Annotated in this window: 6 protein-coding genes; 2 read left to right on the plus strand and 4 right to left on the minus strand. The window is 64.5% G+C overall.

Annotated elements, in window-relative coordinates; genetic code table 11:
• Nucleotide 1: 1 nt before the first annotated feature.
• From AACP62_RS04230 to AACP62_RS04245, 4 genes are all read right to left on the minus strand, one after another.
• Nucleotides 2-4,906, minus strand: a complete 4,905-nt coding sequence (locus AACP62_RS04230) for an ATP-dependent helicase (protein ID WP_339346623.1) — start codon at nt 4,904-4,906, stop codon at nt 2-4.
• A 48-nt stretch (nt 4,907-4,954) separates the two neighbouring features.
• On the minus strand, nt 4,955-7,303 hold the full coding sequence (locus tag AACP62_RS04235) for a DNA gyrase/topoisomerase IV subunit B (protein ID WP_198206448.1): 2,349 nt from the start codon (nt 7,301-7,303) through the stop codon (nt 4,955-4,957).
• Nucleotides 7,304-7,433: 130 nt separating this feature from the next.
• Complete coding sequence (locus AACP62_RS04240; protein ID WP_029678979.1) at nt 7,434-8,858, minus strand: RNA polymerase sigma factor; 1,425 nt, start codon at nt 8,856-8,858, stop codon at nt 7,434-7,436.
• 114 nt (nt 8,859-8,972) lie between these two features.
• On the minus strand, nt 8,973-9,449 hold the full coding sequence (locus tag AACP62_RS04245) for a hypothetical protein (RefSeq protein WP_339346627.1): 477 nt from the start codon (nt 9,447-9,449) through the stop codon (nt 8,973-8,975).
• Nucleotides 9,450-9,769: 320 nt separating this feature from the next.
• Here AACP62_RS04245 and AACP62_RS04250 point away from each other — a divergent pair, with 320 nt between their 5' ends.
• On the plus strand, nt 9,770-11,008 hold the full coding sequence (locus AACP62_RS04250) for a polyprenyl synthetase family protein (protein ID WP_339346628.1): 1,239 nt from the start codon (nt 9,770-9,772) through the stop codon (nt 11,006-11,008).
• Complete coding sequence (locus AACP62_RS04255) at nt 11,001-13,229, plus strand: protein kinase domain-containing protein (RefSeq protein ID WP_339346629.1); 2,229 nt, start codon at nt 11,001-11,003, stop codon at nt 13,227-13,229. Before AACP62_RS04250 ends, AACP62_RS04255 begins: the two co-directional genes overlap by 8 nt.
• Nucleotides 13,230-13,239: the final 10 nt, after the last annotated feature.

The raw sequence follows: 13,239 nt of genomic DNA on the forward strand, positions 1-13,239 counted from the left end.
CTCAGTAGAGGGCCATGCCGCCCGGCCCGGCCGTGAATCCGGCGGCGGCCAGGGCCATGCCCACCGGTTCGCGCATGGTCAGGGGACGGCCATTGGCATCACTGAAGAGGATGCGTCCCTGCCCGCCCCGCCTCAGCCATGAGGCCAGCTGGGCGAAGGCGGCCTCCAGCAATCCACGCTCGGGCTGACCGAAGACCAGGAGATGATGACCCTTGGGTGCCGCATAGACCAGGGCGCGGCCTCGATTCTGCACCAGGAGGTTCCCCATCCGCCGAACGGGCCGGCCGCCGGCATCCCCTGATGTGGTCGGCCAGGCAAGGGCCGTGCCATAGAGGTTGGCTGGATCGGTCACGTCCATGACCACGGGTTCGGCAGTTCGCTGCCCCGATCCACCTTCACCGTCATCATTGCGATCATCCTCTTGGAAGCCCCTGAGCTGGTCGATCACCTCCCGGGGGGCGAACTGGGCGCCGCCGAAACCGTCGACGATGACCCCACGCGTCAGCTGGCCGGCCTCCTCCATGTGTCTGCAGACCTGATAGAGGGCCGAGAATCCGCCGGGCAGGGTCCGCACTTCGGGCAGGACCGGGGCCAGAAGCCCATAGCGGTCCAGGGCGGCTCGCTCCTCGTGGACCAGGCGGACGGTCCGCTGCCGGTCATCGTCCTGGCCGCCTCTGGATCTGTCGCTCGAATCGGTCATGCCAGTTCCCGCTGCAACTTTTGCCGCTCCGCGCTCATCCGCGACCAGAGTCCAGAACCCCTCCATCGCCGCTGACAGCGCTGATGAGCCGGCCACACGCGTCAAGGCTGCGCGACCCAAGGGCCTACCACGTCCACGCAGAACATGGGGCAAACGACGGGTCCTACCCGAGCGTTGAGATTCCGATCCTCGAACCAGGCGCCGAACCGGAGCCAAGGAAGCGTTGGTAACCAGCTCACGCCTGACCAGGTCCCAGAGCGACCGGGCCATGGCCTCCTGGTCAGGGGCTTCGGAATCGGAGGGTTCGATGCCATCCCCGCCACGGTCGCCACAGGCACGCAGGAGGCGATCGAAGCGGTAGGCTCCCCCGTCGGCCAGAACATCCAACAGGGTCTCTTCCAGACCGCCCGCGTTACCTGGGATGCTCGACTTGCCGCTCCCATCCGTGAGCGACGGAGAACCGACGGATTGTACTGAAAGCTCCTCATCCAGGTCCTCGGCCAGATAAAAGGTCATGGCGCCCAACGGGCCCTCCCCCTGGTCGGACCCCACCCAGACCACCTGGCCCGAAGCCAGCAGATCGTCCATCAATGCGGGACCGTAATCACGCACCCTGGCCGGAAAGATGGCCGACTCCCAGAGTTCGGGCGGCAGAGCCAGCCCTTCCAGCTGCCCTACCACCTCCAGCAATCCTTCAGTGCCCATCAAGGGTTCCTGACCCAGAGGCGCCAGACCCTGTCGATGAAGAAGAAAGTCGCTGTAGACATGACCGGCAACGGGACTGGCGGCCCTGCTGGCCTTGGCCAGGGACCGCGAGCGCAGCCGACGGAAGACCTCGGGATCCAGCCATCCTCGGCGGGGTTCACCTCCCTCAAATCCAGGCTCACCATAGGCGCGCAGGTCAGGACGGGGAAAGACCCCGGTCATGAGGAGCTCGCGTGCGACCAGTGAACGCAGTCTGTCCTCCAAGAGTGCACTGCCCAGGCCCAGGTGGCCGGCCAGGTCCTCGGTGGTGAACGGCCCATGGACTTCGGCGTATTGCCTGATCAACTGATCGAAGGCTTCGCTGTCTGATTCCGATTCCTGTGTTGACTGGACGGATGGATGGATGATACCTGGGCCCAGGACCGCCGTCAGCCGCTCTGCCTGACCGGCCCATACCCAACAGTCGCGAGTGCCTAGTCTGACCTTGACCACCCTGGACTGGGCCTGCAGCTCATCCAGCATGGCCCGAACCTGTGCCTCCGTCAACGGCTGGTCCTCCTGACCGCGCATGCGCCGACGAATCCCGGCCTGATCCATGGGGCCCAGGGTCCGCAAGAGGTCGGCCAGCCCTTCGGCCCCCCTGGCCCGTGTCCTAGGCGAAAGACGCTGCAGGTCAGCGGTCACCTGGTCGACGGTCTCCTGGTCCAGAAGGTCAGCCATGTCCACCTGCCCGACCATCTGCTCCAGCAGGTCGGAGTCGATGGCCAGCATGGCGGCGTCGCGCTCGGCCTTAGGCACGTCGTACTGGTACATGAAGGTACCCAGGTAACCGAAGAGCAGCCCTGAGGCCATGGGCGATGGAGTCTTGGTGGAAGCCGGGACCAGACGGACGCTCCCCTGCTCCAGGTCGGCCATCAGTTCGCGCAGGGCAGGCATGTCGTAGACGTCCTGGAGGCACTCGCGCATGGTCTCCAGAACCAGGGGAAAATCATCCTCCTTCAGGGCCGCGTCCAGCAGACGAGAGGCCCTCAGACGCTGCTGCCAAAGCGGAACCCTGTGACCGGGCTCCATCCTGGGCATATAGAGCGAACGGGCTGCGCACTGGCGGAAGCGGGCCTGGAAGAGCGCCGAGCCGACCAGGTGCCGTCGGACCTCGCGCTCCACCTGGTCGGGGGTGAATCCGAATATTCGCCGATCTTCCAGGAAGGCATCAGTGCCCGGAATCTGCACGACAATGCCGTCTTCCCCAGCCCAGACTGATCCGTCGTAGCCGCGCTCGCGGGAGAGCCGGGCGGCGATGGCCAGGGCCCAGGGCTCATTGACCCTGCGGCCGTATGGCGAATGGAGGATCAGCCTCAGATCGCCCTCCTCGTTGGAACAACGCTCGACCACCAGGTGCCGGTCGTCGGGCACCCGGCCGGTGGAGGCCTGCTGCTCTGCCAGAAAGGCGGCCAGATTGTTGATAGCAGGACGGTCCAGGCCGTCCTCCAACAGACGAGAACTGACGGTTTGAGTGAATCCTGGCCGGCCGGAGGCAGTCTGGACTGCCGGTATCAGGCCCTGGGACAGTTCTCTGGCGAGCCTGCCCAGGCGAAGGCCGAAGGCAGGGTCGCGGCCGGTGCCCTCCCCGTGCCAGAAGGGCAGCCTGGCGGAGCGTCCCGGGGCGGGTACCACCACCACACGGTCGCGTGTGATCTGCTGGATCCTCCAGGAGGTGGTACCCAGGGTGATCACGTCCCCCTTCCGGGACTCGTAGACCATCTCCTCGTCCAGCTCCCCCACTCGGCGGGGCTTGCCACCGGCGGCCTCGGAGGGCATGACCACGCTGTAGGAGCCACGGTCGGGAATGGTGCCTCCGGAGGTAACCGCCAGTCGCTGTGCGCCAGGACGGGCCGTCAGCGTGCCTGTCTGGTGGTCCCAGACCAGGATGGGGCGGAAGGCAGTGAAGTCCTGGGATGTATAGGCGCCGCTGAGCATGCCCAGCACCGCCCGATAGACCTGCTGGTCCAGGTGGGCAAAGGGCGCGGCCCGTCTGACCGTGGCCAGCCAATCCTCCTCCTTGAGTGGTCCCATGGCAGCTGCGGCCACCGTCTGCTGGGCCAGAACGTCCAAGGGACTACTGGGCATGATGGTGGGTTCGATGTCACCCTGGACCATGCTTTCCATGCTGGCCGTGCACTCCAGGATTTGCTCACGGGTCAGGGGAAAAAGCCTGGCCTGCGATACCCGTCCCACTTGGTGGTCGGCCCGGCCCACCCGTTGCAGTCCCGAGGCGGTCGACAGCGGGGCGTTGACCTGGATGACCAGATCGACCGAGCCCATATCGATGCCCAGCTCCAGGCTGGAGGTGGCGACCACGCACCGCAGTCTGCCGGCCTTGAGGTCGTCCTCCACCTGGCGGCGGCGTTCCTTGGATACCGAACCATGATGGGCCATGGCGATGGGCTGGTCGAAGCTCTGGCCGGAGGTTCTCTCGGAGGTGGACCCGGTGGCCGAATCGTAGTGGGCAGGCTCCCTGGGCTCATCTGTTTCATCGGATAAACCTGGCCGGTCGTGACCGGAAGCTTGCAGATCGGACTGGTGGAGGTCGTTCAGCCGGGCGGTCAGGCGCTCGGCAAGGCCGCGGGAGTTGACGAAGACCAGGGTGGTGCGGTGGGACAGGACCTGGTCCAGAATGGCCCTCTCGACTGCCGGCCAGATGGATCCGCTTCTTTGGTCACCATCCTGACCCTCCTGGTCGGATTCGCCGGGAGGCGCAGCCAAATCCCCCATGTCTTCCAAGGGCTCGATCAGTCGCAGGTCCATGGCTGTGGCAGACTTGGGCTGGATCAGGCTGACCGGACGGCCGCCACCCAGAAAACGTGCCACCTGTTCTGGCGGCCGGACCGTAGCCGACAGGCCGATTCGCTGCACGGGCCCTCCGACCAGGTCGTCCAGCCGCTCCAGGCTCAGGGCCAGATGAGCCCCTCGTTTGTTGCCTGCCAAAACGTGGATTTCGTCCACAATAACGGTCTGCACATTCTTCAGTGTGCTGGCCGTTTTGGAGGTCAGCATCAGATAGAGCGATTCTGGGGTGGTGACCAGAATATCCGGCGGATGGGCGGCCAGGGCCCTGCGGCCACGGGCGTCGGTGTCTCCGGTACGGATGCCCGTCCGGACCTTGGGCGCTTCGCGTCCTTGCTGTGCAAATTGCTCGGCAATGCCCTCCAAGGGAGCCTGCAGGTTGCGGGCCACATCCGTCCCCAAGGCCTTCATGGGCGAGATGTAGAGCACAGCGACCCCAGGCTTCCGGAAGTGCCGAGGCTTGGTCATGAGCTCATCGATGGCCCAAAGAAAAGCGGCCAGGGTCTTGCCCGACCCGGTGGGCGAGATGATCAGTGCATCGCCGCCTGTGCGGATGGCCGGCCAAGCTTGTACCTGGGTCGGCGTGGGCCCCTGAGGAAAGGCCTGGCGGAACCAGCCAGCCGTCTGCGGGGAGAAATTATCCAAGGGATCGCCCATATGCGTCACACTCCTCTCCCCGCCCCTTTGGGCCCTGCTGAAGGTCGATCAGGTGTCGATCTTGCTCCGGTCGAAATCGTCGGCATTGTCCACGATGAACTGCTTGCGGGGCGGCACGTCGTCACCCATGAGCAGGGGGAAGATGCCGGCCGCCTGAGCGGCATCCTCCATGCGGATGCGGCGCAGCATGCGGGTCCTGGGATCCATGGTGGTGTCGGCCAGCTGGTCGGCGTCCATCTCGCCCAGACCCTTGTAGCGCTGCACATCGGGATTGTAGTCGATGTGCTTGGCCTGCAGGTCGGCCAGCTTGCCCTCCAGCTCATCATCCGAATAGGTGTAGATGAACTTCCCCTTGTTCTTGCCTGCCAGGGCGATTCGATGCAGAGGGGGCACGGCGGCGTAGACCCGCCCGTTCTCAATCAGGGGACGCATGTAGCGGTAGAAGAGGGTCAGCAGCAGGATGCGGATGTGGGCGCCGTCCACGTCGGCATCGGTCATCATGATGACCTTGTTGTAGCGGGCCTGGTCAATGTCGAAGCTGGCTCCCGAACCGGCGCCGACCACCTGGATGATGGAGGCGCACTCCTTATTGGTCAGCATCTGGGACAGGGAGGCCTTCTGCACGTTGAGTATCTTGCCGCGGATGGGCAGCAGGGCCTGGAACATGGAGTTTCTGGCGGCCTTGGCCGTACCCAGGGCGGAATCGCCCTCGACGATGAACAGCTCGGCGATGTCGTCGTTGCCGGGCATGGAGTCCGAGAGCTTGGAGGGCATGGAGGCCGATTCCAGAGCGTTCTTGCGTCTGGTGACCTCCTTGGTCTTGCGTGCCTGGACGCGGGCGTGCATCTCACCCACGATCTTCTCCAGGACCTGGCCGGACTGCTCCTTGAAGCCGCGCTTGGAGCCGCTGATCATCTGGCCGAACTGGTCGTCGGTCATCCGGGTGACGATGGGCTTGACCTGGGCCGTGCCCAGCACGTCCTTGGTCTGGCCCTGGAACTGCGGCTCGGCGATGCGCACGGTGACCACGGCCACCAGCCCGGCCAGGACATCGTCGCGCTCCACCTTGGTGTGGGAATCCTTGAGGTTGACCTTGAGGCGACGGGCGTTGGCCTCCACGGCCTTGCGCACCTGCCGGGTCATGGCGTTCATGAATCCGTCCACGTGCATGCCTCCGCCGGGCGTCTCCACCACATTGACGAAGCTGCGGACGATTGAATCGTAGTCATTGACCCAGCGCAGGGCTATATTCACCCCGCAGACACGCTCCACCTGCTCGGCATGCAGCTCCCCGTCCGAGCCCACCCGCTGGGTCTCCTCCTGATAGGTGTCCTGGCCGCTGATCCGCCAGATGTCGCTGACCGGCTCGCCCTTGGACAGGAAGTCAACAAAGTCCGTCACTCCGCCAGTGTGCAGGAACTCCTCCACACGCTGATGGCCGGACTCGTCCTCCGGCTGCAGCATGGCCCGGTCAGCCTGCTCGGTGGCCGAAAGGTCGGCATCATCCGTCTGCGTGTCCTCGGAACCTTCGTCTTCAGCACCTTCTCCAGTGAGGTCGCCGCTGACAGACGATTCAAGAAGGTTCTCTTGAACGTCCTGATCGTCCGGCTCCGCAGCGGATTCGCCATCGACCTCCAGACGCAGGTCCTGTTCGGCGCTTCCTGTTGCGGGGATGCGGTCGTCGATCACGGTGATCTTGAGGCCGGGCACCAGGAAACTGGTCTGACGCACCCGGTCGATCAGCTGAGCGTAGCTGAACCGGGCCGTGGGGTTGAAGATTTCCGGGTCGGCCCAGTAGCGCACCCTGGTGCCGGTCCGGGACTTGGGCACGCTGCCCACTATCTCCAGGGGTGTAGGCCTGTTCTTCCTGGTGCGTTTGAAGGGCGAGTCAGGCGAGGGGTGTTCCGGGTCAGGATCCTGGTAGGTACCAGGATGGCCCTGGTGGAAGCGCATCCGGTGGGTCTTACCGTCCCTGTCCACCTCCACGTCCAGCCGGGAGCTCAGGGCGTTGACCACAGAAGAGCCAACGCCGTGCAGGCCGCCAACAGCCGTGTATGAAGAGTTGCCAAACTTAGCGCCGGCGTGAAGCTTGGTCAGGACCACCTCCACGCCGGTCAGCCCTGTTCGAGGCTCAATATCGACGGGGATGCCTCGGCCGTTGTCGTCCACCTCGATGGAGCCATCCTTGTGCAGGATGACCTTGATGTGGTCGCACTGGCCGGCCAGGGCCTCGTCCACGGCGTTGTCGATGATCTCCCAAAGGCAATGCATGAGACCCTGGCTGTCCGTGGTCCCGATGTACATGCCTGGACGCTTGCGCACTGCGTCCAAGCCATCCAGGACCGTCAGACTGCCGGCACCATAGGACTTCCCCTTATCAGGCTTTTTCGTCACCATTTACCTCGCCGTTCACCTCTTGGCGCCCAGGAGGACCGGGGTCCTCACATGGGCGGTCGCTTACGCACCGATGACCATTTTTAGCAAGGAGGCCTCGACAGCATCAGTACCTCCCCGCCGGGCGCAGAGGTCACTGATCCAGGAAGTCCCGCAGGGTCTGCGAGCGCGAAGGATGCCGCAGCTTGGACATGGTCTTGGACTCGATCTGGCGGATGCGCTCACGGGTGACCCCGTATACGCGGCCGATGTCGTCCAGGGTCTTGGGTTGCCCATCCTCCAGACCATAACGCATCTTGATGACGCCGGCCTCGCGGGGACTCAGGGTCTCAAGCACCTGCTGGAACTGCTCCTGCAGCAGGGAGAAGGCCACAGCATCCGAGGGGGCTATGGCGTCGGTGTCCTCAATCAGATCACCGAACTCCGAGTCGCCGTCCTCGCCCAGAGGGGTGTGCAGTGAGATGGGCTCGCGCCCGTACTTCTGGACCTCCTGGACCTTCTCGACGGGCATATCCAGCTCCCGGGCCAGCTCGTCTGGGGTGGGCTCGCGGCCCAGGTCCTGCAGCATTTGACGCTGGACGCGGGAAAGTTTGTTGATGACCTCGACCATGTGGACAGGCACACGGATGGTGCGGGCCTGGTCGGCCATGGCGCGGGTGATGGCTTGACGAATCCACCAGGTGGCGTAGGTGGAGAACTTGTAGCCCTTGGTGTAGTCGAACTTCTCCACCGCGCGGATCAGGCCCAGGTTGCCTTCCTGGATCAGGTCCAGGAAGAGCATGCCCCTGCCGGTGTAGCGCTTGGCCAGGGAGACCACCAGTCGCAGGTTGGCCTCCAGCAGATGGTCCTTGGCCTTCTTCCCGTCGTTGGCGGCCCACTTGAGTTCACGGCGGCGCTTGAAGTCCATGCCTTCGCCCTCGGTGTCCAACAGATGCTGGGCATAGAGGCCGGCCTCGATACGCTCGGAGAGGTCCACCTCCTGCTCGGCGTTCAGCAGGCTGACGCGGCCGATCTGCTTGAGGTAGTCCTTGACGGGATCGGCAGTAGCACCAGCGGTGACCACACGACGCTTGGGATTGCCTGAGGGGGTGACATTCTCATCGTCATCGGAATCGTCGACGACAAAGGCGCCCTTGACCTTGGCGGCGAGGGCATGGGCGGCCTTACGGTCCTCCTCGGCCTCATCCTCGACCTGGGAGGCCTCGTCCTCCTCCTGATCGTCCTCGTCGGGCTCATCCTCCAGCTGATCCTCGCTCTTGTCCAGCTGGTCGTCATCCTCCTGGTCCTCGAGCAGGTCCTCGTCGGGTTCCTGCTCCTCCTGCTGCAGGATGGGCTCCTCTTCGACCTTCTTCGTGGTCTTGGAAGCCGGACGGCGGTTCGTCTTGGCCGTCGAAGTGCTGGCAGTGGCGGTCTTGCGGGACGAAGTCTTGCGGGACGCCTTGCTGCTGCTGGTCTTGGACCTGGTGGCGGTCTTGGTCTTGCCGGCGGTTGAACTGGTCCGGCCCTTTCCGGTATCCACTGCGGCTGTCTTGGCTGACTTGGTGTCCTTCGTGGCCAAATTCTCCTCCTGGATCATCCCACCCGCCGACACTGCTCTTAAGGCGCAGCTATGGCAAGGTCAAATCGTAGACTCATTAAAGTGAACCACCCCAGGGGGACGATTATTCCCGATTCAGCCCGATTGCCTCCAAGCCGGGTCGATGCCGCGACCGATCAGTGCCAGGACGATGGCGGCCAGACTGCATGAGCGGTCGTCACACAGAGCTTCTTCGGCAAACCCGGATGCCCGGGATCCCCCACTCCACCAGTCGACGTAGGCCGCGACCGCCAGGGGCTGGGACCGGAACCCAGGTGGAACCTTATCCGCCATGGACACAAGCATGGCCAGTCCAGCCTGGCAACGGGGTTGGTCCGGCCGTGTCGCAGGATCCTTGAAGACCGCATCCAGAATGCTGCAGAGCGCCGTCACGTTGGATGGATCGTTGGGACGAACGCACAGGTCCAGCAACCGATCCCTGTCCAGACCAGGCTCAGGCGACAGGATGGACAGAATGAGCCCGTCACGTATGGCCAGGGTCTCCTTGATGGCCACAGCCAGACGGTCAGCCGTATCGGAGTCCAAAGGCGGGTGCGGCTGCTGCTCTTTCAAACCGGCTGTCCAGTCTGTCAAGGGTTGCTGGAGCCATCGCCTGTCAGCATCTTCCACACCCCATCGTCGTCGTCCCTCTCGGTAGTTCTCCACAAGTTTTGTCATGTCGTCTTCGTGTGCATCGTTCATGCCGTCATTGCCTCCCATCCGCTCCCGGTCTGCGGTCCGGGGAGCCTTGGCACCATCCTGAACCAGTAGGAACCGTCGGGAAGGCCACAGCCGAGCATGTGGTCAAGTGGGGTCATCCATCCACCATGCTCCCTGCAGCCACGGGCCGTGCAGCCTGCCCGCTGGGCAGATATGCGGATAGGCTCTAAGGCATGAAGAGCGTGACTGCAGCACGGGTCGAACGACGCATGGAGGAACTGCTCCAGGACCACTGCCACCACCTGACTGCTCCAGAGCCTGGATCGGACCATCCCCTGGATCAGGACCCCTCCCAGGGGGCCTTGCAGGAGGTCATCCTCCAGGCAATCGAGGCTGGCCGGGGAGGCAAGCGACTGCGCGCCCTGCTGCTCTGCGATGTCTGGGAGGCTCTGGACTCCGAGCGGAATCCAGAGCGTGAACAGGCGGCAGTGGACCTGGCCTGCGCCTTGGAGGTCTATCAGACCAGCGCCCTGGTCCACGACGACATCATCGACGGCTCACCTCGTCGTCGGGGCCGTCCGGCCGCCCATCTGGCCCTGAGCCGATCGGCTGCCGGAAACGATTCGAGCGACCGGGCCCCCGCCGGCCCCGATGCCCGCGGCACCGGCCTGGGCATCCTCCTTGGCGACCTGCTGGCCTCGCTGAGCACAGAAATAGCCTTCCAAGCGGCTGCCGACCTGCCTCAGGGACCGGCGGCCATCGGCAGGGTCTTTCAAGCCATGCAGACGGCTGTGGTCACCGGCCAGGTCCTGGACATGGGAATGGAAGAGGCTTCCCTGGACGATCCGGAACGCCTACGCAGTCAGGCCCTGCACACCATGGCTTGGAAGACCGCCTCCTACACCACCATGGCCCCCCTGGCTCTGGGTCTGCTGGCCGCTGGAGCAGACCTGGAAGGGCACAAAAAGTCAGTGCGCGTCCTGGGTCTGGATCTGGGGTTGGCCTTCCAACTGACGGACGATCTGCTGGATGTGGCAGGCGACGACCGCCGTACCGGCAAACCCGTGGGCGGCGATATTCGCGAGGGCAAGCGGACCGTCCTCCTGGCCGACACCCTGGCCATGGCCGACCCTGATCAGGCCAAGAAGGTCCGCCGACTCTACAATTCCCCGGCCGAACGCCGCAAGGATGCCCAGGTGAATATGGTCCGCGACCTGATGCAGTCCTGTGGGGCAGTAGATGCCAGTCGTCGACGCATTGCCGACCTGTCCGCCCGAGCCCAGGCCGAAGCCCAGGCCCTGGCTGATGATCTGCATCTGTCGGCAGAGGGCCGAACCATCTTCCTGAAGGCCTGCCGACGCTTCCTGCCGCTTGCCACCACCGCCGGGTATCATGAACGTGTATCTTCCATTGATGCCGAGGCCGGTCAGGCCTCCGAGGTGCAGAGGGCCGGACAAGACGAGCATGAGTGAAGCGGACGAGAGGACCAGCGACCGGATCATAGACGGGCGCTACCGCATTCTGCGCGAGATTGCGCAAGGTGGCATGGCCACGGTCTACGAGGCCCTGGATCTGCGGCTGTCCAGGCATGTGGCGGTCAAGATCATGCACACCATGCTGGCCCAGGGACCGCACAGGGCCCAATTCGAGGAGCGTTTCCGCCGGGAGGCCAGGTCGGCGGCCGCCATCGCCAACCCCCACATCGTCCAGGTCTACGACACCGGCGTCGATCAGGGGCTGGACTACCTGGTCATGGAGTATGTCCACGGAATCAGCCTGCGACGGGACATGGCCCGGCAAGGCGTCTATCCCCTGAAGGAGACCCTGCGCATCGTGGGTGAAATCCTGGACGGTCTGGCCTCCGCCCACCGAGCCGGTGTCATCCACCGCGACATCAAACCGGAAAACATCCTCATCAACGACCGCGGCCACGTGGAGATCACCGACTTCGGCCTGGCCCGCGCCGCAGCCCAGGCCACCCTGTCCTCGACGGGCATGCTTATGGGTACGGCCGCCTACTTGGCCCCCGAAACCATCGAAAACAATGAGGCCTCCCCCCAGAGCGACCTCTACGCCGTGGGCATCATCGCCTACGAGATGCTGACCGGCACGGTCCCTTTCGCCAGCGACAACCCGGTGACCATCGTCTTCAAGCACGTCCACGAGGACGTCCCCTCCCTGGCCCAGGCCTGCCCGGGAATCGACCCATCCGTGGCCGCATTGGTCTCCGGACTTACCGACCGCTCACCGGAAAACCGCCCGGACGACGCAGGCAAGGCCCTGGAGAGCCTGAGGAAGGTGGTCAGGGGACTGGACCGGCAGGCCATGGACTACGTGCTGCCTGCGACAGCCACAGCGACCGCGGCAGCCGCAGCCAGCGGACAGCCCGGGTCCGCCGACCCTGAGATGACCGAACCGCCAAGGCAGGCAGCCACGGCACCCAGCGACGATTCCGAAGACGCAGCCACACAGACCATTGCTGCAGCAAGCGACCCGGAGGATTCGGACACGGTCCTGAATGTGCCCGCCCCGCCCGAAACCGATGCGGACGCAGCGACCAGGCGCTATCGGCTCAACGACGTGGACACCCCCTCACAGGCAGAAACCACAACCGTCCTGCAGCCTCAGGACCCGACAGCATCCCCCGCTGATACAGGCCTCGTTCTGACTTCCGCCCAGACCATGCAGCAAGGCGCCGAGACGGCCAGACCCAAGCACCGGCATCGGGGCCTGATCATCGCGCTGGTGGTTCTGCTGGTGCTGGCCCTGGCCGGAGGCGGCGGTGGCGCCTGGTGGTACTACCTGGGTCCGGGCAGCTATGTCGCTCTTCCCAAGCCGGACGATATCTCCTGCCCCGAGAATCAGGAGTGCAGGGTCATCGGCGCCGACTACGCCAGGTACGCCAGCACACTCAAGGTCGCAGGCATCGATGTCCACACCGACTACGACTTCAGCGACCAGGTGCCCAAAGGGGCCATCATGGCCGCGGATCCCGATACCGTCGGAGCCCATATCAGCAAGCGGGGCGGCAGTCTCAACCTGACCGTCTCCAAGGGGATTCGCCAGGCCACGGTGCCCAAGGACATCCTCATGCCGGACACCTCCAACGGCAAGGACCCCGTGCAAGCCCTGAAGGCGGCTGGGTTCGACAAGATCGACCATGACTCTTCCAAGGACCAGTACTCCATGGATATTCCCGAGGGAGCGGCGATTTCGGTGGAACCGGCCCCAGGAACCAGGACCCGGCATGATACCAAGGTCAGCCTGGTCCTGTCCAAGGGGCGGATGCCGGTGGCCATGCCCGACATCATCGGCAAGGCCAGGGATGATGCCAAGGCGGCCTTGGAAGCCCTCCGACTCAAGGTCAACTACAGCGAGGACTGGTCAGACACGGTGCCCCGCAACCAGGTGATCTCCGCCTCCCACCAGGCCCAGGAACAGCTGCACTGGGGCGATGCGGTCAACGTGGTGGTCTCCAAGGGGCCGCAATTCATCAGCATGCCCGACGTGAAGGGCAAGAGCCAGGATGAGGCCACACAGATCCTGCAGGAATACGGGCTCAAGGTCAACATCTCCGCGCCGCTGGGCAATCTGACCCACACGGTGCGAATCCAGGACCCCAACCCCGGCACCCAGGTCAAGGTGGTCAATGATGACGGTTCGCCGGCCGTCGTGACCCTGACTGTGGTCTGACCACCCTGTC

Source organism: Bifidobacterium apis, assembly GCF_036986835.1.
GTDB classification, from domain to species: domain Bacteria; phylum Actinomycetota; class Actinomycetes; order Actinomycetales; family Bifidobacteriaceae; genus Bombiscardovia; species Bombiscardovia apis_A.